Annotated in this window: 22 protein-coding genes and 1 tRNA gene; 14 read left to right on the forward strand and 9 right to left on the reverse strand. The window is 70.2% G+C overall.

Going from position 1 to position 21587, the window contains the following annotated elements; all coding sequences use genetic code 11:
- Positions 1-24 precede the first annotated feature (24 nt).
- From QFZ26_RS14330 to QFZ26_RS14340, 3 genes are read left to right on the forward strand one after another with little or no spacing between them, the layout of a single operon-like run.
- Positions 25-282, forward strand: coding sequence for a DUF4244 domain-containing protein (locus QFZ26_RS14330; protein WP_307043244.1), 258 nt, complete (start codon positions 25-27; stop codon positions 280-282).
- 16 nt (positions 283-298) lie between these two features.
- The gene (locus tag QFZ26_RS14335; protein ID WP_307043245.1) at positions 299-607 is read left to right on the forward strand and encodes a TadE family type IV pilus minor pilin; all 309 of its coding nucleotides are present in this window, start codon (positions 299-301) and stop codon (positions 605-607) included.
- Between the two features lie 32 nt (positions 608-639).
- Positions 640-1002, forward strand: a complete 363-nt coding sequence (locus QFZ26_RS14340) for an Rv3654c family TadE-like protein (protein WP_307043247.1) — start codon at positions 640-642, stop codon at positions 1000-1002.
- Here the strand turns inward: QFZ26_RS14340 and QFZ26_RS14345 are convergent, their stop codons facing one another.
- Positions 1003-1239: a hypothetical protein gene (locus QFZ26_RS14345; protein WP_307043249.1), complete on the reverse strand. Its 237-nt coding sequence runs from the start codon at positions 1237-1239 to the stop codon at positions 1003-1005. It abuts the gene before it with no gap.
- Positions 1240-1449: 210 nt separating this feature from the next.
- On the opposite strand from QFZ26_RS14345, the gene topA reads away from it, so the two are divergent.
- The 5 genes from topA to QFZ26_RS14370 all read left to right on the forward strand — a co-directional run bounded on the left by topA (position 1450) and on the right by QFZ26_RS14370 (position 7839).
- A complete protein-coding gene (topA, locus tag QFZ26_RS14350; RefSeq protein WP_307043251.1) occupies positions 1450-4227 on the forward strand; it encodes a type I DNA topoisomerase in 2778 nt (925 codons plus the stop codon).
- A complete protein-coding gene (tmk, locus tag QFZ26_RS14355) occupies positions 4224-4847 on the forward strand; it encodes a dTMP kinase (RefSeq protein WP_307043254.1) in 624 nt (207 codons plus the stop codon). Before topA ends, tmk begins: the two co-directional genes overlap by 4 nt.
- Positions 4848-4891: 44 nt before the next feature.
- A complete protein-coding gene (locus QFZ26_RS14360) occupies positions 4892-6070 on the forward strand; it encodes a DNA polymerase III subunit delta' (protein ID WP_307043255.1) in 1179 nt (392 codons plus the stop codon).
- Entirely contained in the window at positions 6067-7632 is a 1566-nt protein-coding gene (locus QFZ26_RS14365) for an alpha/beta hydrolase (protein ID WP_307043256.1), read from the forward strand. The genes QFZ26_RS14360 and QFZ26_RS14365 overlap by 4 nt, the downstream gene beginning before the upstream one ends.
- 134 nt (positions 7633-7766) lie before the next feature.
- A tRNA-Thr gene (locus QFZ26_RS14370) sits at positions 7767-7839 on the forward strand.
- Between the two features lie 69 nt (positions 7840-7908).
- Here the strand turns inward: QFZ26_RS14370 and QFZ26_RS14375 are convergent.
- Both QFZ26_RS14375 and QFZ26_RS14380 read right to left on the reverse strand, forming a co-directional pair.
- Positions 7909-8706 carry a GDSL-type esterase/lipase family protein gene (locus tag QFZ26_RS14375; protein ID WP_307043258.1) on the reverse strand — a complete coding sequence of 266 codons (798 nt, stop codon included), beginning with the start codon at positions 8704-8706 and terminating at the stop codon, positions 7909-7911.
- A gap of 55 nt (positions 8707-8761) precedes the next feature.
- On the reverse strand, positions 8762-9106 hold the full coding sequence (locus tag QFZ26_RS14380; protein ID WP_307043260.1) for a hypothetical protein: 345 nt from the start codon (positions 9104-9106) through the stop codon (positions 8762-8764).
- A gap of 121 nt (positions 9107-9227) precedes the next feature.
- On the opposite strand from QFZ26_RS14380, the gene QFZ26_RS14385 reads away from it, so the two are divergent.
- The 5 genes from QFZ26_RS14385 (at position 9228) to QFZ26_RS14405 (ending at position 14387) form a co-directional block, all read left to right on the forward strand.
- A complete protein-coding gene (locus QFZ26_RS14385) occupies positions 9228-10211 on the forward strand; it encodes a Gfo/Idh/MocA family protein (RefSeq protein WP_307043262.1) in 984 nt (327 codons plus the stop codon).
- Positions 10212-10347: 136 nt separating this feature from the next.
- The gene (locus tag QFZ26_RS14390; protein WP_307043264.1) at positions 10348-11793 is read left to right on the forward strand and encodes a D-alanyl-D-alanine carboxypeptidase/D-alanyl-D-alanine-endopeptidase; all 1446 of its coding nucleotides are present in this window, start codon (positions 10348-10350) and stop codon (positions 11791-11793) included.
- On the forward strand, positions 11790-12977 hold the full coding sequence (locus QFZ26_RS14395; RefSeq protein WP_307043265.1) for a M20/M25/M40 family metallo-hydrolase: 1188 nt from the start codon (positions 11790-11792) through the stop codon (positions 12975-12977). The genes QFZ26_RS14390 and QFZ26_RS14395 overlap by 4 nt, the downstream gene beginning before the upstream one ends.
- 16 nt (positions 12978-12993) lie before the next feature.
- Positions 12994-13596, forward strand: coding sequence for an isochorismatase family protein (locus QFZ26_RS14400; RefSeq protein WP_307043267.1), 603 nt, complete (start codon positions 12994-12996; stop codon positions 13594-13596).
- Entirely contained in the window at positions 13593-14387 is a 795-nt protein-coding gene (locus QFZ26_RS14405; RefSeq protein ID WP_307043269.1) for an alpha/beta fold hydrolase, read from the forward strand. Before QFZ26_RS14400 ends, QFZ26_RS14405 begins: the two co-directional genes overlap by 4 nt.
- A gap of 41 nt (positions 14388-14428) precedes the next feature.
- On the opposite strand, the gene hpaD is transcribed toward QFZ26_RS14405, so the two are convergent.
- The 6 genes from hpaD to QFZ26_RS14435 all read right to left on the reverse strand — a co-directional run bounded on the left by hpaD (position 14429) and on the right by QFZ26_RS14435 (position 21007).
- Positions 14429-15556 (reverse strand): 3,4-dihydroxyphenylacetate 2,3-dioxygenase, encoded by a 1128-nt coding sequence (hpaD, locus tag QFZ26_RS14410; RefSeq protein ID WP_307043271.1) that lies wholly within the window; start codon positions 15554-15556, stop codon positions 14429-14431.
- Positions 15557-15625: 69 nt separating this feature from the next.
- Entirely contained in the window at positions 15626-17152 is a 1527-nt protein-coding gene (gene hpaE / locus QFZ26_RS14415; protein WP_307043273.1) for a 5-carboxymethyl-2-hydroxymuconate semialdehyde dehydrogenase, read from the reverse strand.
- Positions 17153-17159: 7 nt separating this feature from the next.
- Positions 17160-17924, reverse strand: coding sequence for a GntR family transcriptional regulator (locus QFZ26_RS14420; protein ID WP_307043275.1), 765 nt, complete (start codon positions 17922-17924; stop codon positions 17160-17162).
- Entirely contained in the window at positions 17921-19375 is a 1455-nt protein-coding gene (locus QFZ26_RS14425) for a fumarylacetoacetate hydrolase family protein (protein ID WP_307043277.1), read from the reverse strand. The genes QFZ26_RS14420 and QFZ26_RS14425 overlap by 4 nt, the downstream gene beginning before the upstream one ends.
- Positions 19376-19445: 70 nt before the next feature.
- Positions 19446-20237, reverse strand: coding sequence for an aldolase/citrate lyase family protein (locus QFZ26_RS14430; RefSeq protein WP_307043279.1), 792 nt, complete (start codon positions 20235-20237; stop codon positions 19446-19448).
- On the reverse strand, positions 20222-21007 hold the full coding sequence (locus QFZ26_RS14435) for a 2-keto-4-pentenoate hydratase (protein ID WP_307043282.1): 786 nt from the start codon (positions 21005-21007) through the stop codon (positions 20222-20224). The genes QFZ26_RS14430 and QFZ26_RS14435 overlap by 16 nt, the downstream gene beginning before the upstream one ends.
- Positions 21008-21114: 107 nt before the next feature.
- Here QFZ26_RS14435 and QFZ26_RS14440 point away from each other — a divergent pair, with 107 nt between their 5' ends.
- Complete coding sequence (locus QFZ26_RS14440; protein WP_307043284.1) at positions 21115-21423, forward strand: hypothetical protein; 309 nt, start codon at positions 21115-21117, stop codon at positions 21421-21423.
- The last annotated feature ends 164 nt before the right edge of the window (positions 21424-21587 follow it).

Consider the following 21587-nt stretch of genomic DNA (forward strand, 5'->3'; position numbering starts at 1 on the left):
GGCACCACAGGAAGGAACCACACCATGCGTCAACCCTCCACACCGACGGTCGACGGTTCGCCGGCAGACGATGGGCCGCGCGAACCCGGTCGTCGCGTCATCCGCTCGCTGCGTCGCGTCACTCGCCGAGTCGCGGGTGAACGAGGCGCCGCCACCGCAGAGTACGCCGTCGCCACCATGGCGGCGGTCGGCTTCGCCGGGCTCCTCGTCATCATCCTGCGCGGCGACGAGGTACGCGGCATCCTCACCGATCTCGTACGGAATGCGCTCACGGTCGGCTGACGGCGATCGGGGCAGCGTGACGGCGGAGTTCGCCGTCGCGCTGCCGGCGATCGCCCTCGTCCTCGCGGCCTGCCTCGCGTCCGTGCAGCTCGTCGCCGAGCAGGTGCGGTTGACGGATGCCGCAGCCGACGCCGCCCGCGCACTCGGCCGCGGTGAGACCGAGGCGGTCGCGGCGGCGATCGCCGACCGCATTACCGGGGGAGCGGCGCTCGCCGTCTCGGCCGAGGCGCCGTTCGTCTGCGTGACGCTCAGCTCCGCGGGCGACGGGTTCCTGGCTGCGATCGAGTTGCGCGCCGAGTCCTGCGCCGTCTCGGGTGGGCTATGAGCCGGGGCACGAGGGTGGAGCCCGTCGCGGACATGCCGCGCTCGTCGCGCGTCGCTCGCGACGAGGCGGGCGCGGCGTCCGTCGCCGCGCTCGGCATCGTCGGCGCGATCGTCGCGGTCTCGATCGCCGTGGTGCCGGTGTTGGGTGTCTTCGTCGCTTCGCAGGAGGCGGCCAACGCCGCCGACGCCGCAGCACTGGCGGCCGCCGACGCCATCTCGGGCGCCGTGCCTGGCGTGCCGTGCGAGATCGCCGACGCCGTCGCCTCGCGCAACGGCGCGGCGCTCATCGGGTGCACCGCCGACGGACCGGCGGCCGTCGTGCACGTCACGACCGGGCGCCTCGGATTCACGATCGAAGCTGCGGCGCGAGCCGGACCACCGGGGTGGGGCGGGTGATCAGTCGAAGACGGTCTCGACGAATCGGTATTCGACCGCCGTCGGGCGGGCGTCGCCGGCCGCGTCGAATTCGAGGCCGGAGCCTCGGGCGTAGACGTAGTGCTTGCCCTGGTCGCCGCCGAGCTCGAGTCGCGGACGTGGATCGCCCGATTCGAGGAAGGCGGTGGCGACCGTCTTGCCCTCGAGCGGTCCGTCGATCAGCTTGGCTGTGTACGAGCTCGTCGATGACGTTTCCATACGGCAATTCTCCTCCCCCCGGCGGGAACCGCAAGAGCCGCCGCGGCGTCGTCCGACGAAGGACGATGCTGCGGGGTGTAAGTGCACTCACGGTGTGGGTGTGTATGGTGTGGCTGTCGGTGCAGCAAGCGCCGACTGACGGCACACCGCTCCGGGGGGCGCGGCATTCGATGTGCGTTCCCGTCTCAACTGTCGAACAAGAGGAGTCTGGTGTCAGGCACGAAGAAACTGGTCATCGTGGAGTCACCGACCAAGATGAAGTCGATCGCCCAATACCTGGGCGACGGCTACCAAGTGCTGTCATCGGTCGGGCACATCCGTGACCTCATCGAGCCGAAGAACCTGCCTGCCGAGCTCAAGAAGGGCCCGCTCGGCAAGTTCTCCGTCGACGTCGACAACGGGTTCGAGCCGTACTACGTGGTCTCCGACTCCAAGAAGAAGACGGTCGCCGAGCTCAAGCGCGCGCTGAAGGATGCCGACGAGCTCCTGCTCGCCACTGATGAGGACCGCGAGGGTGAGGCCATCGCGTGGCACCTCCTCCAGGAGCTGAAGCCGAAGGTGCCCGTGCGCCGCATGGTCTTCCACGAGATCACGAAGGACGCGATCGAGAAGGCGAAGGACAACACCCGCGACCTCGACACCGCACTCGTCGACGCGCAGGAAACCCGACGCATCCTCGACCGCCTGTACGGCTACGAAGTGTCCCCGGTGCTCTGGCGGAAGGTCGGACCCGGCCTGTCCGCCGGGCGCGTGCAGTCCGCGGCCACGCGGCTCGTGGTCGACCGCGAGCGCGAGCGACTCGCGTTCCGTGCGGCGGGGTACTGGGATCTGGCCGGACGCTTCTCTGCAGAGGCATCCGAGTCGGCCTCATTCGAGGCCAAGCTCGTGCGACTGGGCGGCGAGCGTGTCGCCACCGGCCGCGACTTCGACGACCTGGGCCAGTTGAAGGGCAAGGCGGTGGTGCTCGACGAGGCCACCGCGAACGCGCTCGTCGCAGCGCTGAGCGCCTTAGGCGTCGCCCGCACGGTCTCCAAGGTCGAGTCGAAGCCGTACTCGCGTCGCCCGGCGGCCCCGTTCACGACCTCGACCCTGCAGCAGGAGTCGGCCCGCAAGCTCCGCCTCTCCGCGCGCGACACGATGCGCGTCGCCCAGTCGCTCTACGAGAACGGCTACATCACCTATATGCGAACCGACTCGTCGTCGCTCTCGCAGCAGGCGATCGCAGCGGCCCGCACCCAGGCGACGAAGCTCTACGGCCCGGACTCGATCCCCGACAAGCCCCGCGTCTACGCGAGCAAGTCGAAGAACGCGCAGGAGGCGCACGAGGCGATCCGGCCCTCGGGCGAGGTCTTCCGCACCCCGTCCGAGCTGCAGAGCGTGCTGCGCGGCAGCGAGTTCAAGCTCTACGACCTCATCTGGAAGCGCACCGTCGCGTCGCAGATGGCCGACGCCAAGGGCCAGACGGCCACCGTCACGATCGAGGTCGGTCCGACGGCACCGGATGCCGCCTCGCCCGCCGAGGCGACCGTTCCCGTTGCCCGCACGATCGCGGAGTTCACGGCGAGCGGCACCGTGATCACCTTCCGGGGCTTCCTCGCCGCCTATGAAGAGAGCCGCGACGAAGAGCGGAACGCCGACGACGCGCCCGGCGAGGCCAAGTTGCCGCCCCTCACCGAGGGGCAGGCGCTGAACCTGGCCGACCTCGAGGCCAAGGGCCACGAGACCACGCCGCCGCCGCGCTACACCGAGGCGAGCCTCGTGAAGCGGCTCGAAGAGCTCGGCATCGGCCGGCCGTCGACGTTCGCGTCGATCATCTCCACGATCCTCGACCGGGGCTATGTCACGCAGCGCGGGCAGGCGCTCGTGCCGAGCTGGATCGCATTCTCGGTCGTGCGCCTGCTCGAAGAGCACTTCGGCGACCTCGTCGAGTACGACTTCACCGCCGAGATGGAAGACGACCTCGACCACATCGCGGCCGGCGAGGCCGACCGGGTCGACTGGCTCTCGAGCTTCTACTTCGGCTCCGACAAGCACCGCGGCCTCCGGCAGGTCGTCGACAACCTCGGCGAGATCGACGCTCGCGAGATCAACTCCGTCGTGATCGCCCCCGACATCACGCTGCGTATCGGCAAGTACGGCCCGTACCTCGAGGTCGTCGATCCCGACGCCGCGGCCGACGCGACGCCGCGCCGCGTCAACCTGCCCGAAGACCTCGCGCCCGACGAGCTCACCGAGGCGAAGGCCCGCGAGCTCATCGAGGCGCCGGTGCAGAGCGACCGCGTGCTGGGCGTGAATCCGGCGAACGGCAAGGAGGTCGTCGTGAAAGACGGCCGCTTCGGACCGTATGTGACCGAGGTCGATCCCGCACCGCAGGTCGATGCCGACGCATCCGTCGACCCGGCGACCGGCGAGGTCGTCGAAGCGCCGAAGCCGAAGCGCGGAGCGAAGAAGGCCGCCGTCGAGAAGCCGCGCACCGCCTCGCTCTTCAAGAGCATGCAGATCGAGGAGGTCGACTTCGAGACGGCGCTGAAGCTCCTCGACCTTCCCCGCGTCGTCGGCCTCGACCCCGAGTCGGGTGACGAGATCACCGCGCAGAACGGCCGGTACGGCCCGTACCTCAAGAAGGGCGCCGACACCCGCACCCTGCCGAGCGAGGACGCGATCTTCGAGATCGACCTCGACGGTGCACTCGAGCTCTACGCGCAGCCCAAGTACGGTGCGCGCAGCGCGTCGAGCGCGCTCAAGGAGTTCGAGAACGACCCCGTCAGCGGCAAGCCGATCAAGGTCAAGGACGGCCGCTTCGGCCCCTACGTCACCGATGGCACGACGAACGCGACGATCCCCCGGGCGGAGTCGGTCGAGGAGATCACGTTCGAACGCGCCGTCGAGCTGCTGCAGATCAAGCGCGACAAGGGCCCCGCGGCTCCTCGGGCGAAGCGCGCCACGACGAAGAAGGCACCGGCGAAGAAGACGGCGACGAAGAAGTGAGTCCGACGGGCCTCTTCATCACCCTCGAAGGCGGCGACGGCTCGGGCAAGACCACGCAGGCCGAGCGGCTCGCCGAGTGGCTCGCGGGCGAGGGCCGCACGGTGCTGCGCACCCGTGAGCCAGGGGGCACCGAGGTGGGAATCGAGGTGCGCGAGATCGTGCTGCACCATCGGGGCGACATCACGCCGCGCGCCGAGGCGCTGCTCTACGCGGCCGACCGTGCGCACCATGTCGCCACGGTGGTGCGCCCCGCGCTCGGGCGCGGCGACGTGGTCATCCAAGACCGCTACATCGACTCCTCGGTCGCGTACCAGGGTGCCGGACGCGTGCTCGACCCCGACGCCGTTCGCCGCCTTTCGGAGTGGGCCACCGAGGGCTTGCGCCCCGACCTCACGATCCTGCTCGACCTCGATGCCGACGCCGCGCGTGGCCGCCTCGACGAGGCGCGCACACGATTCGACCGGCTCGAGGCCGAGGCATCCGAGTTCCACGATCGCGTTCGCAGCGCCTACCTCGAGCTCGCGGCCGCGGAACCCGAGCGCTTCCTCGTCATCGATGCGGCACTGCCGGTCGACGAGATCGCGGCGGCGATCCGCGACCGGGTGGCCGGGCTGCTCTGAGCCCCGTCGACGCCACGGTCAGCGGCGGAAGGTAGCGTTGAATCGTGAGCGTATGGAGTGAGCTGACAGGGCAGGATGCCGCGATCGCCCTGTTCCGCGCCGCAGCGGAGTCAGCGCGCGCGCCGGCTGGCGCCGGCGCCCAGCAGATGACGCATTCCTGGCTCGTCACCGGCCCCCCGGGTTCCGGGCGCTCCAACCTCGCCTTCGCCTTCGCCACGGCACTCATCTCGGGCGACCCCGACGGCGACGCGACGACCCGCATCCAGGTCGAGGCCCGCAGCCATCCCGACCTGCACGTGCTCGCGACCGAGGGCGTCATCATCAAGCGCGACGACGTGCGCGAGATCGTGAAGCGCTCGCACTACTCGCCGTCGGTCGGCCGGCACCGCGTCATCATCGTCGAAGACGCCGATCGCATGACCGAGCAGACCTCGAACTTCCTGCTGAAAGAACTCGAAGAGCCGCCGGAACGCACCGTATGGATCCTCTGCGCGCCGAGCGAAGCCGACCTCATCCCGACCATCCGCTCACGGGTGCGCTCGGTGCGCCTGCAGGTGCCGAGCATCACGGATGTCGCGGCGCTCCTCGAGCGGCGCGACGGCGTCGATCCCGTGCTCGCCGAGCGCGCAGCACGCGAGGCGCAGAGCCACATCGGCATGGCGCACCGACTCGCCACGAACGACGAGGCGCGGCGCCGCCGCCGCGAGACGCTCGAACTCGCGCTCGCCGTGCGCTCTGCGGCGACCGCGGTCGCCACGGCAGCGCGCTTCCTCGAGATCGCCGGTGAAGACGCGAAGGCCATCACCGAGCTCCGCGACGCCGAAGAGCGCGCCAACGCCCTGCACTCGCTCGGCGTCGCGCCCGGCCAGGCGGTGCCGTCAGCGCTGCGCCCGCAGTTGAAGGCGCTCGAAGACGACCAGAAGCGCCGCGCGACGCGGAGCCTCCGCGACGGCATCGATCGCATCCTCGTCGACCTCTCCTCACTCTTCCGCGACATCCTGCTCGTGCAGCTCGCCGCCGACGTCGAGCTCGTCAACCGCGAGATGCTCGCCGCGATCGAGGCGGCTGCGGCATCCGCGAGTCCCGCCCGCACACTCGCGACGCTCGATGCCATCCAAGAGGCGCGCACCCGCATCGACGGCAACGTGGCGCCCGCGCTCGCGCTCGAGGCGATGCTCGTCTCGGCGATCCGACGACCGACCACCGAACGAGGGGCCGCATGACCGCCAGACCGACGCAACCGATCACGCGACGCATGCCCCGAGGCGGGCGTCGGGCGGCCGTCGCCGCAGGCATTGCAGCACTGCTGGCCCTCAGCGGCTGCTCGCCCTCGTTCTTCGGCTCCCCGCAGCAGCCCGATTCCACACCAACGGGCGAGCAGGTCGACGCCGAGCTCGAGCCCTTCTACACGCAGGTGCTCGAGTGGGAGTCGTGCGGCGAAGCGATGGGCTGCGCCACCGCCACGGCGCCGCTCGATTGGGAGAACCCCGACGCCGGCGAGATCGAGCTGGCGCTCGTGCGCCACCTCGCCACGGGCGATCGCATCGGCTCCCTGCTCGTGAACCCCGGAGGGCCAGGCGGCTCGGGCTACGACTTCGTGAAGGACACGCTCGCGTTCGCCGTCGGCGAGCCCCTGCAGCAGCGCTTCGACGTCGTCGGATTCGACCCCCGCGGCGTCAGTCGCTCGACCGCGGTCGCCTGCTACGACGACGCCGCGATGGACGAATTCCTCTACGGCGTCATCCCCGCCGAGCGCGGCAGCGACGAATGGATCACCGCGGCCGGCGCGAACGCTCGAGCCTTCGGCGAGGCCTGCAGCGACCAGACCGGCGACCTGCTCGCCAACGTCGACACCGTGAGTGCGGCTCGCGACCTCGACCTGCTGCGAGCGATCCTCGGCGATGAGGAACTCAACTACCTCGGCTATTCCTACGGCACCTTCCTCGGTGCGACGTATGCCGAGCTCTACCCCGAGAAGGTCGGCCGGCTCGTGCTCGACGGGGCGATCGACCCGTCGGCGAGCGACTTCGACGTGAACCAGGCGCAGGCGGTGGGTTTCGAGGGCTCGCTTCGCGGCTACCTCGAGCAGTGCCTTGCGGGCGACGACTGTCCATTCGACGGCACCGTCGATGCCGCCATGGACGAGGTCGGCCGCCTCCTGGCATCCGTCGACCAGAGTCCGCTGCGCGGAAGCGACGGGCGCATGCTGGGCGCAGACGCGCTGTTCACCGCGATCATCTACCCGCTCTACAGTCCCGATACGTGGCTCTACCTCAATGACCTGTTCGAGACGGTGATGTTCGGCGACGCCGACGTCGCGCTCACCTTCGCCGACGCCTACTACGGCCGTGACGCCGACGGCACCTACCTCGACAACTCCTTCGAGGCATTCCGAGCCGTCAACTGCCTCGATTACACGTACCAGTCCGACGTCGCGGTCATGCGCGAGAACGCGGCGCTGCTCGCCGAGGCGGCGCCGACGATGGGCCCGTACATGGCCTACGGTGATCTCGGCTGCGCGAACTGGCCGTACCGGGCCGAGCGCGAGCGCAGCCAGATCCATGCCGAGGGTGCGGCCCCGATCCTCGTGGTGGGCACCACCGGCGACCCAGCGACCCCCTACGACTGGGCCGTCGCACTCGCTGAGCAGCTCGAGAGCGGGGTGCTCGTCACCTACGACGGAGAGGGCCACACGGCGTACAACAAGTCGAATGCGTGCGTGAGCGACGCCGTCGAGTCGTACTTCATCGACGGCACGGTGCCGGCCGAAGACCCGAAGTGCTGAGCTCCCGAATGCAGCCGAGCGGCGCGTCGACTCGACGGGCGTGCGCCGACGCATCCGTGGTCATGACCGCCCCCGAAACCGGCTAACATAGATTCTCGTGCCAGCCGGTGCACTTCGTGTGAACCGGATGCCACGCCGCCTTAGCTCAGTCGGCAGAGCGTCTCACTCGTAATGAGAAGGTCGTGGGTTCGATTCCCACAGGCGGCTCCGCACACGCGAACGGCCCGGGTCTTCCGGGCCGTTCGTCGTTTCACCGCTTGAGTCGCCTTCGGCGGCTCAGATCGCCGCGAGGATCGCGTCCGCGTAGGCGGCGTAACCCGCCGCGTTCGGGTGGAATGCGTCGGGGGCGGGCGGCCCGACCAGCCAAGGATCGGCACTCCCGAGGCCGTGGCCGGCGAACTCCGACTCGACGTCCACGTACACGAAGTCGTCTCCCGCAGCCATGACGGTCGCCTCGATGACGTCGTTGAGCGCGGCCACTCCCGCGTTCACGAGCGCTTGCATCTGGTCGGCCGGGGCGTTCACGAGCAATGGATATCCGGTGACGATGACGGTCGCCTTCGGCGCTGCCGCATCGATCGCCGCGAGCGTCGCGCTGAGTGACGCGGCGAGCGGGCCGAGGTTCGCCTGAGCGGCCGCGATGGCGGCCAGGCACAAGTCGATCGGCCCGCCCAGGCAGGCCGCGCTGAGTGCATCGAGTCCGAGGTCGTTCGCTCCCACGGTGAGCGTCACGAGCTTCGTGCGGTGGTCGAGCCCCGCGAGCTGCGTCCGCACGACGTCCGTTGTGGACGCGCTGGCGCAGCCGCGCAGCGCGACGTGCACCATCCCCGGCCCGTCGGCAACGATCGAGGCATAGCTGTTCGGGCTCCGGAAGCAGGGGTCGAGGTACTCCCCGCCACCCACTCCGGCGGCATACGAGTCCCCGAGGGCGGCATACGCCACCTTGCCCGACGAGGACCCCGGCTGGCCGGGTGCAGCCTGCGCGGGGAGAGCGCTGAAGATCGCCGTACCGGCGATGAGGAATGACGCGCTGACGAGCGTCGCAAGACGCCGGGTTCTCGACTTCGTGGTCATGGGGCGCAGCGTACGCCGGCCGGAAAGGTGCCGCACCACCCAGTTCGGGGAGCGACTAGACCTCGTCGGTCCAGTCGTAGTCGACCGCCTTCGGAGGAGTGGTGTCGGTGCGGGCGACCGGCCACCTCGGCGCAAGCGCGGCGGTCAACCGGCGCAGGCGTTGCACGAGGGATTCGTCGGTGACCTCCTTGCCGGCACTCTCGACCGGTTCCCGTACCAACTGGCTCGCGGGGCCGAGCAGGAGGCTCGCGGTGCCGATGCTCCCGTCGGGATGCCTCACCGGGATATCCACGGATGCAGCAGTGCGCTGCTGGGCGAGTACCGCCGCGTACTCCATCAGGGCCTCAGCGATCTCGGTCCCTGTCACGAGCTCGTCACCGGCGTAGTGAATACGTTCCATAGTCCACCTTGAGATCAGCGATCGCGGTGCGTCAATCCCTTGCGCCGGATCACGGCGCGTGGCGTGTGAAGCGGGCGCAGGCGCGCCCGGACCATCTCGCCGACCCGGATAGGCTGTGCGGATGACGGATCGACTGCGCTGGGGCATTCTCGCAACGGGCGGCATCGCCCGCCTCTTCACGAACGACTTGAAGCTCAACGGCTTCACCGTGCAGGCGGTCGGATCACGCTCGCAGCAATCGGCCGACGCGTTCGCGGCGGAATTCGAGATTCCGACCGCCCACGGCAGCTACGAGGCGTTGGTCGCCGATCCCGACGTCGACGTCATCTACGTGTCGACGCCGCATCCGATGCACGCCTCGAATGCGATGCTCGCGCTCGAGGCGGGCAAGCACGTGCTCATCGAGAAGCCGTTCGCCGTCAACGCCGGCGAGGCGCAGGCCATCGCCGATCTCGCTCGTGCGAAGGGCGTGCTCGTGCTCGAGGCGATGTGGACCCGGTACCTCCCGCACATGGTGCGCATCCGCGAGATCATCGCAGCCGGCACCCTCGGCGAGGTGCGCACGCTCATGGCCGACCACACGCAGTTGCTCTCCGACGATCCCACGCATCGCATCAACGCGCTCGAGCTCGGCGGCGGCGCGCTGCTCGATCTCGGCATCTATCCGATCTCGTTCGCCTGGGATCTCTTCGGGGAGCCCGTCACCGTGCAGGCGACGGCGACGTTCAAGGGCACCGGCGCCGACGCGCAGGTGGCCACCGTCTTCGGATACGAGGGTGGCCGCGTCGCGTCGACGCTCTCGGCGAGCGACACGAAGGGGCCGAACGTCGCCTCCGTGCTCGGCACCCTCGCACGCATCGACATCGACGAGGTCTGGTACACCCCGACCTCGTTCCGAGTGGTGGCTGCCGACGGCACCGTGATCGAGGAATACAGCTCGGAGGTCGTGGGTCGCGGCATGCACTTCCAGGCCGAGGCCGTCGAGCGGCTCGTGGCCGAGGGCAACCTCACGGGCGACGTGCTCCCCATCGACGAGACGGTGGCGATCCTGGGCACCCTCGACGCGATCCGCGGGCAGATCGGGTTGCGCTACCCGGGCGAGTAGCCGGGCGCCCCCGATGCAGGTTCCGGTCAGGTTCATCATGGCTGATCCGCGTACAATTCCGGGGTGATCGACGAGTCGGATGCCGCGGGCGAGCCCACGACGCCCGTCGACCCCGCACCCGCCGCGTCGAGTGGCGGTGCATCCGCACCGAGCGCCGGTGTTCCTGACATCCGTGGCGACGTTCGCCAAGCAGCACAGGCTGGCGCTGGCGATGGCCGGCGGCGTGCTCGCCGTCGCGCTCCTCGGCACGGGGGCGGTGTTCGCCGGTTCGGCGCTGGCCCCTGATGGCGACGCCGACCCGGTCGCGGTCACTGCTCCCACGCCGACGCCGACGCCGACCGCCGACCCCGCGAGGCCCGTACCGGCCGCCGCCGCGCCGGCCAGCCGCATCCGCACGTGCTCCGTCGCCGACCGCGCCGCCGACGGTCGCCTCGCGAACCTGCAGGCGCAGGTGATGAACGCGGCGACCGGCGAGGTGCTGTACGACCGCGGTGGCACGACCTCGTCGAGGACCGCGAGCGTCATGAAGGTGCTCACCTCGGCGGCGGCGCTGGCGGTGCTCGGCCCCGACCATCGCGCCACGACGACGGTCGTCAAGGGTGCGGAGCCGGGCTCGGTCGTGCTCGTCGGCGGGGGTGACGTCACGCTCTCGCGCACGCCGAGCGGCACCGAGACGGTGTACCCCGGAGCGGCGCACCTCGATGAGCTCGCACGTCAGGTGCGCGACGCCTGGGCGGCCGACCCCTCGAATCCGCCGCTCACCAAGCTCGTGCTCGACGCGAGCTTCTTCAGCGGCGACGAGTGGGAGCCCAGCTGGGAGATCGCCGAGCGCGAGCTCGGCTACATGTCGAACATCACCGCCCTCATGGTCGACGGCGACCGCGACGATCCCGGCAGCAACACCTCGTGGCGCAGCCCCGATCCCGTGGGCCGCGCGGGCGATGCGTTCGCGGGTGAACTCGGCGGCATCAGCGTGATCGAGCGTGGAACCGCACCTGCCGGTGCGCAGCAACTCGGCCAGGTGGCATCACCGACCGTCGCGCAGCTCGTCGACAAGGCACTCGTCGTCTCCGACAACACCGTCGCAGAGATGCTCGCCCGCCTCGTCGCGATCGAGACGGGCTCGGGCAACACCTTCACGGCGATCAACGCCGGCGTGCTCCAGGGCCTCGCCGCATACGGCCTCGACACGACCGGCATCACCGTGGTCGACGGCTCGGGGCTGAGCGACAACAACGCGGTGCCGCCGTCGTACCTCACGCGGCTCTTCGTGAAGATCAATGCTCGCGAGGCCCACCTCGGCGTCATCATGGACGGCCTGCCCGTCTCAGGCCAGCGCGGGTCGCTCTCGTACAGCGACCGCTTCTCGGGTGACAGCGCGGTCGCCGATGGTGCGGTCTTCGCGAAGACCGGCTGGATCGACTCCGGCTATACGCTGTCGGGCGTGGTGCATGCTCAAGACGGCGCGACGCTCACCTTCGCGATCTACGCGCTCGGCGACGTGTCGGATGACACGAAGCAGGCGATCGACATCCTGACGACCGGCTTCTTCCTCTGCGGCGACAACCTCTCGAACCGATGACGCACGGTGCCGAGGTCGCGGCGCTCACCCGGCGCCTCGTCGCGATCGATGCGACGAACCCCTCACTCGTGCCCGGCGGTGCCGGCGAGCGGGAACTCGCCCACCTCATTGCCGAATGGCTCATCGCGCGCGGATTCGAGGCGCGCCTGCTCGGCGCCGACCCTGCCCGTCCGAGCGTGCTCGCGCGCCGGCGCGGCACGGGCGGCGGCCGAACGCTGCTGCTCGCCGGGCATCTCGACACGGTGGGCGGCGCGGGAATCGGCGCGGGCGAGGTGGGCCGGCCGGAGCGCGGCGGTCCGGTTGCCCCTGCCGACCGCATCGTCGGCCGTGGCGCGTACGACATGGCGGGCGGACTCGCCGCCGCGATGATCGCCGCGTCCACCGCACCCGCCGGGCTCCAGGGCGACCTCGTGCTCGCCTTTGCCGCCGACGAGGAGTTCGGGTCCGTGGGCATGGAGGAGCTGCTGGCGACGATGGGTGCCGACGCCGGCGTGGAGGCATCCGTCGACCGGCTACTGCCCGATGCCGCGGTGGTGCTCGAGCCGACCGACCTCGAGGTGACGCTCGCCCACCGCGGGTTCGCCTGGTACCGCGTCGAGTACGAGGGCCGCGCGGCACACGGCTCGCAACCCGCTCTCGGCATCGACGCGATCGACCGGGCGATCGACGGGCTCATCGCCCTGCGCGCGCTCGGTTCCCGGCTGGACGCCGCACCGGAGCATCCGCTGCTCGGCACCGGCAGTGTGCGGGTCGCGACGATCGAGGGCGGATCCGATGCCGCGACCGTCGCCGACCGGTGCGTGCTCGTGGTCGAACGCCGCACCCTGCCGGGGGAGGCCGACCCGCGTGCCGAGCTGGAGCGGGTGCTCGCGCCGTCGCAGCCGGAGCGCGTCGTGCCACTCGTCGCCCGGCCGGCGATGGAGGCCGACGCCGACTCGCCGATCGCCCGGGCGGTGCTGGCCGCCGTCGAGCGGGTGACGGGCCGACCGGCGGTGCGCCGCGGCGATCCCTGGTGGACCGACGCGGGGCTCATCGCCGAGGCTGGAATCCCGGCCGTGCTCGTCGGAGCGGCCGGTGGCGGCGCCCACGCCGACGAGGAATGGGTGTCGATCGACTCGCTTGATCGGCTCGTCGAGGTGCTCGAGGGGGTCATCCTGGCCATCTGCGGTCAGAATGGTAGCTAAGACGGAAGGAGCACTCGTGAGCCGCGCATTGTTCGTCATCGACGTGCAGAACGACTTCACCGAAGGCGGTGCACTCGGCGTCGACGGCGGCGCCGCCGTGGCGGCCGGCGTGACCGAGCTGCTCTCCCGTCACCGCGGCGAGTACGACCTCGTCGTGGCATCCCGCGACTGGCACTCGGCTGAGAACGACAACGGCGGGCACTTCGCGGTCGACGCCGAGCCCGATTTCGTCGACACGTGGCCGCCGCACTGCGTCGCCGGCACCGACGGCGCCGAATACCACCCGGCGCTCGACACCGAGCTGGTCGACGTGCACATCCGCAAGGGCCAGGGCGTTCCCGCGTACTCGATCTTCGAGGGCACGGATGACGCGGGCGACACGATCAGCGAAGTGCTCACCTCGCACGGAGTCACCGACATCGACATGGTCGGCATCGCGACCGACTACTGCGTGCGCGCGAGCACGCTCGACGCACTCGAGCACGGGCAGCACGTGCGCGTCTTCACCGACCTCATCGCCGGCGTCGCCGACGCGAGCTCCGCTGCCGCGCTCGCCGAACTCGGCCACGCCGGAGCCGAGATCGCCGAATCGACCGTGCTCGACGAGGCCGGCCGGTGAGGGTGGCCGGCAACGCGAAGGCACCGACCCTCTACGCGGAAGCGCCCGACGGCGTGCTGGTCGGGTACCACGTGCACGGCCGCGACGAGGGTGGCGGTGGCGGGGCCGCCGATGCCGCGCTGCCGCCGGTGCTCCTCGTGCACGGCTTCGCCTCCACTGGGCAGGTCACGTGGGAGGGCACGGGCTGGGTGAGCGCGCTGCTCGCGGCGGGGCGCGCGGTGATCACGCTCGACCTCCGCGGTCACGGTGAGAGCGACAAGCCGGTCGACGCCGACTCGTACACGCCCGAGCTGCTCGGTGCCGACCTCCTCGCAGTGCTCGACTCCGCCGGGGCCGACCTGGTCGACGTGATCGGCTACTCGATGGGCAACCGGGTCGTGTCGGCGCTGACGAGCCTCGCCCCCGACCGGGTGCGGCGAGTCGTCATCGGCGGTGCAGGGCCGCGAGAGCTCTTCGCATCATGGGATCTCGACGACGCGCGCGCGGTGCTCCTCCGCGGCGAGCCCGCGCGCAATCCGGTCATCGAGCAAGTGCTGCGACCGGCGATCGCCGCCGGTGCCGACCGCGAGGCGCTCCTCGCCTGCATCGCGGGCGTCCAAGGCTCCCCGCTCTCGATCCCGGGCGACACTCCGACGCTCTTCGTCGCCGGCGAGAACGATCCGGTCCCCGAGGGAGCGCAGGAGCTCGCTCGCGAGTGGGGGAGCGACTACGTCTCGATCCCGGGGCGCGACCACGTGTCGACGCTCACCGCGCGCGCCTTCAAGGACGCCGCGATCGCGTTCCTCGCCTGAGGATGCGGGGGAGGCCGCCGCGGGTGAACTGTTGCCGCGGGCTACAGGGTGTTGCCGAGCTTGAATCCGTGCGCCTCGTCGTCCTTTCGGGTGTACGAGAAGCCGTCGGCGCCGATCGTGACCTCCATCTCGGAGTCATCGGTGCGGGCGACCACGGGCCGCGGGTTGCCGTCGAGGTCCAGCACGAGCGAGGCATCCGTGTACCAGCTCGGCACCACCGGATTGCCCCACCAGTCGCGGCGCTGGTTGTCGTGCACGTCCCAGGTGACGACGGGGTTGTCGGGGTCGCCCGTGTAGTAGTCCTGCGTGTAGATCTCGACACGGTGCCCATCGGGGTCGCGCAGGTACAGGTAGAACGCGTTCGAGACGCCGTGACGGCCGGGCCCGCGCTCGATCACATCCGACAGGCGAAGCGCGCCGAGCTTGTCGCAGATCGCGATGATGTTGTGCTTCTCGTGCGTCGAGAACGCCATGTGGTGCATGCGGGGGCCATCGCCGCCGGTCATGGCAGTGTCGTGCACGGTCGGCTTGCGGCGCATCCATGCCGCATACGTCGTGCCCGCTTCGTCCTGGATGTCCTCCGTCACGCGGAATCCGAGGTCCTCCATGTACGCGACGGCGCGTGGCACATCGGGCGTGACCTGGTTGAAGTGGTCGAGCCGCACGAGCGTGCCGGGCGTGTAGAGGTCGTAGCGCCAGGCGAGGCGCTCGACGTGCTCGACCTCGTGGAAGAACTCGTACGGGAATCCGAGCGGGTCCTCGACGCGCACCGAGTCGCCGATGCCCTTCGTGAAACCCTCGGTGCGGCGTTCGACGCGGCATCCGAGCTCCTCGTAGAAGGCGACCGCGCGATCGAGGTCCTCGGGGGTCCGCACCCGGTAGGAGAATGCGGCGGCGGCGGCCACCGGGCCCGCCCGCAGCACGAGGTTGTGGTGGATGAACTCCTCCATCGATCGGAGGTAGACCGCGTCGTCGTCCTCCTCGGTCACCACGAGCCCGAGCACGTCCACGTAGAACGCACGCGAGGCGGCGAGGTCGGTGACGATGAGTTCCATGTAGGCGGCGCGCACGATGTCGGGCGGCGTTGCGGAAGGGGTGGGGATGCGATTCGCGGGAGCGGGCGCCGGGATCGGATCGGTCGTCGTGACGACGGGTTCGGGGATCTGCATGTCAGCTTCCTTGCTGGGGAGGACGGGAGGAACGGGCGGCGAGCGGATGCCGCGAGCAGCGGCATCCGCTCAGGGGTTCGCGGTGGCGACCGGCGCGGTCTCGCGGCGGGTGCCGAAGCGCGGTGAGTGCGCCTCGTTGAGGGTGATGTGCACCGCCTGCTGGTCGGTGTAGAAGTCGATCGAGCGGTAGCCGCCCTCGTGCCCGAGCCCCGACGCCTTGACGCCGCCGAACGGGGTGCGCAGGTCGCGCACGTTGTTCGAGTTCAGCCACACCATGCCCGCCTCGACGGACTGGGCGAAATTGTGCGCGCGCTGCAGGTCGTTCGTCCAGATGTAGGCCGCGAGGCCGTACTTGACGCCGTTCGCGAGGGCGAGGGCCTCGTCGTCGGTATCGAACGGGGTGATCGCCACGACCGGCCCGAAGATCTCCTCCTGGAAGATCCGGGCATCGGCCGGGACATCCGCGAACACCGTGGGGGCGACGTAGTTGCCGGTGTCGAGGCCGTCGGGGCGTCCGCCGCCGGCGACGAGGCGACCCTCGCCCTTGCCGATCTCGACGTAGCCCATGACCTTGTCGTAGTGCTCGGGGTGCACGAGCGCGCCGACCTCGGTGGCGGGGTCGTGCGGGTCGCCGACCACGATGTTGCGCGCGCGCTCGGCATACCGCGACACGAAGTCGTCGTAGATCGCGCGCTCGACGAGGATGCGCGAGCCCGCGGTGCAGCGCTCGCCGTTGAGCGAGAACACGCCGAACACGGTGGCGTCGAGCGCCGCCTCGAGATCGGCGTCGGCGAACACGACGGCGGGCGACTTGCCCCCGAGCTCCATCGACAGGCCCTTCAGGAACGGGGCGGCGTTCGCGAAGATGAGCTGCCCGGTCGAGCTCTCACCGGTGAAGGAGATGAGCGGGACATCCGGATGCTTCACGAGCGCGTCGCCCGCCTCTTCGCCGAGCCCGTTCACGAGGTTGAACACGCCGTCGGGCACGCCCGCTTCGCGGAAGATCTCGGCCCACAGCGACGCGGAGAGGGGCGTGAACTCGGCCGGCTTGAGCACGACGGTGTTGCCGGTGGCGAGCGCCGGGGCGAGCTTCCAGGATTCGAGCATGAACGGCGTGTTCCACGGCGTGATGAGACCCGCGACGCCGATGGGCTTGCGGTTCACGTAGTTCACCTGCCGGCCGGGGACCTTGTAGGTGTCATCGCGCTGGGCGACGATGAGGTCCGCGAAGAAGCGGAAGTTCTCGGCGGCCCGTTGCGCCTGGCCGAGCGCCTGGGTGATCGGCAGGCCGGTGTCGAAGGTCTCGAGCTCGGCGAGGCGGCGGTCGCTCGCTTCGACGAGGTCCGCGATGCGATGCAGCACGCGGGCCCGGGCGCGGGGCAGCATGCGCGGCCACGGTCCGTCGGTGAACGCGCGCCGGGCGGCGGCGACCGCGAGGTCGACATCGGCCCGCTGGCCGGCTGCGGCCTGGACGTAGGTCTCGTTCGAGACCGGGTCGAGCACGTCGAAGGTCTCGCCGCCGACCGAGTCGACGAACTCCCCGTCGATGAAGTGCCGGATGCGGTCGGGGAGCCCCTCGGGGATGTGGTGGGTCATTGCGGTCCTACTCGGTTGCGGTTGCGGTTGCGGCTGCGGTTGCCGCCGCGGTCGTGATCGTGGTCTCGGTGGAGGTGGCCTCGGACGTGGCGGTCGCGACCGGCGCCGCTGCGGCGCGCGTCTTGTGCGCCGACTGGTAGGCGAGCATCGCGTCGAGCGTCGCGGTGCGGTGGCGCCTCGCGGCGAGCTCGATGACGATCGGGTCGGCGCCCGCCTCGATGAGCCCGATGATGCGCTCGTGCTCGTCGACCGACTCCCGGGCGCGCCCGGGCACGAAGCTGAACGAGGAGTCGCGCAGCATCTTCATGCGATTCCACCCGCGATGCACGAGGTCGAGGATGTGCGGGTTCGGGCACTCCTCGAAGAGCACGGCGTGGAACTCCAGGTTCAGCGTGGTGAAGCGGTGCGGGTCGAAGTCGTCGAGGGTGCGGCGCATGCGCTCGTTGAGCTCGCGTGCACGATGCAGGTGGTCGATCGTCAGGTGCGGCGCCGACATCGAGGTCGCGGCGCCCTCGACGAGCGCGAGCGTCTGCATGGTGTGCAGGTACTCGGTCTCCTTGATGAGGGCGACCTGCGCCCCGACGTTTCGCTCGAAGGTGACCAGGCCCTCGGCCTCGAGCCGGCGGATCGCCTCGCGCACGGGCACCACGCTCACGTCGAGCTCACGCGCGATCTGGCCGAGCACCAAGCGGAATCCGGGCACGTAGCGGCCGTCGTCGATGCGCTCGCGGATGAACCGGTAGGCGAGCTGGGACTTGCTCTCCTCGTTCATCGGCCCTCGGCTTCGTAGCGGGCGCGCCATTCGGAGTTCATGGGGAAGAGCCCGTCGACGGATGCCCCGGCGGCGACCTGCTCGGCCACCCACGCGTCTTCGCGCTCCTGGGCGGCCGCCTCGGCGACGACCTCCTCGACGAGCGACGGCGGAATGACGATGACCCCGTCGCCGTCGCCCACGATGACGTCGCCGGGCTGCACGGCGGTGCCGCCGCAGGTGATCGTGCCGTCGGTCTCCCAGGGCACGTGCCTGCGGCCGAGCACGGAGGGGTGCGGTCCCTGCGAGAACACCGGGATGTCGAACTCGGCGATCGCGTCGGCGTCGCGTACCCCGCCGTCGGTGACGATGCCGGCGGCACCGCGGACCTGGGCGCGCAGCGCGAGCACGTCGCCCACGGTGCCGGTGCCGCGCTCGCCGCGGGCCTCGATCACGAGCACCTCGCCAGGGTTCACGGTGTCGAACGCCTGCTTCTGCGCATTGAAACCACCGCCGTGGCGGTCGAAGAGATCGGGCCGGAAGGCCACGAAACGCAGGGTCTTCGCCCGCCCCACGACGCGACGGCCGGAGCGGTTCGGGTGCACCCCCTCGATGAAGACGTCGTGATAGCCGCGCTTGCGGAGCGCGACCGAGAGCGTGGCGACACCGACACTCATGAGGCGTTCGCGAAGCTCGGGCGTCAACTCGAACGCCGGTGCGGGTGCGGGCAGCCCCGCGCGATCGCGATCCCCCCACGCCTCGACGCGCTGGATGTCGTCGACTGAGGGCTTCGCACCGAAGTCGCCGTAGGCCCCGGTGCCGTCGGTGACCGTCGTGACGAGGCGGCCTGAGGAGGGCGCGCCGAGCGCATCAGGGGCATCCACCTCGACCTCGACGACGTCGCCGGGTACGACGACCGACGAGCCGGCGGGAGTGCCGGTGAGGATGACGTCTCCGGTTTCGAGCGTCATGTGCTGCGAGAGGTCGGCGACGAGCTGCCCGAACGGGAACAGCAGCGTGCCGCTCGAATCCTCCTGTACGAGCGTGCCGTTGACCCACGTCCGAATGCGGAGACGCTCGGGCTCGACGGATGCCGCCCGGATGAGTGCCGGACCGATCGGCGTGAATCCGTCGCCGCCCTTGGAGCGCAGGTTCGAGCCCTTGTCGGCGGCGCGCAGGTCGTAGAGCCCGAAGTCGTTCGCGGCGGTGACGGATGCCACGTGGCTCCAGCCGTCGGCGGGGGAGACGCGCCGCGCCGGCCTGCCGATGACGATCGCGATCTCGCCCTCGAAGGCGAGGAGCTCGGTGCCCGCCGGGCGTTCGATGGTGCCGCCGGACGCGGCGAGGGAGCTCGAGGGCTTCAGGAAGTAGCTGGGACTCGCCGGCGTGCGGCCCCGTTGCGCGGCGCGGGACGGGTAGTTCAGGTGCACGGCGATGATCTTGCCTGGCATGGCGATGCCGTCGATGGTCATGAGCATCCTCGTCTCGTGGTATCTGAAATGATATACGATCGGTGCTGCTGACGCGACCGTGATCGCCGTTTCAAGCCGATGGTGCGCCGATGAACCGATCGGCGAGTGCCTCGCTCGCTCGCGCGAGGAGCGCGACGTCCGCACCGACCAGCACGAGCGAGGCGCCCGCCTCGACATAGCGATCCGCCGCCGTCGGCGCGAACGCGTTGACGCCCGCTGGCTTCCCGACCGCGATCGCCGCCGCGATCGAACGGAGCACGCCCGCCACGACCTCGGGGTGCTCCTGCTGCCCGAGGAACCCCATCGATGCCGCGAGGTCGGCCGGGCCGATGAGGATGCCGTCGACACCCTCGACCGCGGCGATCTCCTCGACGTGGTCGAGCGCCGCCGCCGACTCGATCTGCACGAAGAGCGACACGCTCGACGCGGCATCGGTCAAATAGCCCTCGACGCGGTTCCAGCGCGACGCGCGAGCGAGGGCACTGCCCACTCCTCGGATGCCGTGCGGGGGATAGCGCACGGCACGCACCATCTCCTCGGCGTGCGCCGCCGAGTCGACCATGGGGATCAGGAGGTTCTGGACCCCGAGGTCGAGGTACTGCTTGATCACCACGGCGTCGCCGAACGGCGGTCGCACGAGCGCGCTCACCGGGTACGCCGCCACGGCGTGCAGCTGCGCGAGGATGGACTCCAGCCCGTTGGGCGAGTGCTCGGCGTCGATGAGCACGACATCGAGCCCGCTGCCGGCGGCGATCTCGGCGTTGACGGCGTTCGCCGAGCAGACCCACATGCCGAACTGCGGGCGATCGGATGCCGCGATGCGCGCCGCGAGCGTGGGCGGGAGGGTCATTCGAACCGGCATGTGATGGATCCCAACTCTCGGTAGTCCGCGTGAACGATGTCGCCGCGCTCGACCCACATCGGCCGGGTGAACGACCCCGCGAGGATGATCTCACCGGCGCCGAGGCCCTGCCCGTGCTGGGCGAGCTTGTTCGCGAGCCAGGCGACGCCCAGGGCGGGATGCCCCAGCACGGCGGCGGCGACGCCCGACTCCTCGATCGTGTCGTTGCGCGAGAGCAGCGCCGAGACCCAGCGCAGGTCGACCTCGTCGACCTTCACGGGGCGGCTGCCGATCACCATCGCGCCCATCGCCGCGTTGTCGGAGATCGTGTCGACGATCGTGCGGCCCGGCATCTCGATGTGCGAGTTCAGGATCTCGAGCGCAGGGAGAACGTGGGCCGTCGCGTCGAGCACCTCGTCGACCGTCGTGTTCGGACCCTCGAGCGGCTTCGCGAGCACGAAGGCCAGCTCGACCTCGATGCGCACGTTCGAGAAGCGGTCGAACTCGACGGATGCCCCGGACTCGATCACCATGTCGTCGAAGATGACGCCGTAGTCGGGCTCGGTGATGCCGGTAGCCACCTGCATGACCTTCGAGGTGAGGCCGATCTTTCGGCCCACGATGCGATGCCCGGCCTCGACGCGCCGTTCGGCCCAGACTCGCTGCACCGCGTAGGCATCATCCACCGTCATGCCTGGGTTACGGACGGTGAGGAGCGGGACGATCGTGCGATCGCGATCGGCGGCGACGAGCTCGTCGGCGATCTCGGCGATGCGAGAGGGATCAAGCACGCGTGCTCCACTTCATTGTCGATGTTTCACGGCGATCGTATACGATGCCGCGCCGCGCGGCATCCGCCCCGGCGCCACTCGCCTCCGCGCGATGGAAGACTGGTCGGGTGAAGACCATCCAACTGCGCCGGTACACGCTCGTCGACGGCGAATACGACGACTTCGTCGCGTGGTGGCGCGACGCCATGCCGGCCGTGCGGCCGCCTGCCGGGTTCACGATCGAGTTCGCCTACGGCCTCCGCGAGTCCAACGAGTTCGTCTGGGCCGTGAGCGTGCCGGGCGATCGAGCGGAGTTCTCCCGCCTCGAGGAGGCGTACCTGGGCTCGCCTGAGCGTGCGGCGGTGTTCGAGGGCGTGCCGCAGCGGGTGGCGGTCTATGACATCCGCTTCGTCGACGATGACACGCTCGACGGCTGAGGGTCTCCCGACCGCGGAACCGATGAGCGCCGCGGCGGCGGTTCGCGGCATCCGTGCACGCCGTCATGTACAGCGCGGGTGACGGGCTGGTTCGTAGAATCGAAGCACCCCCGAACGCCCTGCGGTCGGCGCTGCCCCTCGGCATGCCCGCCCGCGACGGAACC

This window comes from Agromyces ramosus, from assembly GCF_030817175.1.
Taxonomy (GTDB): domain Bacteria; phylum Actinomycetota; class Actinomycetes; order Actinomycetales; family Microbacteriaceae; genus Agromyces; species Agromyces ramosus_A.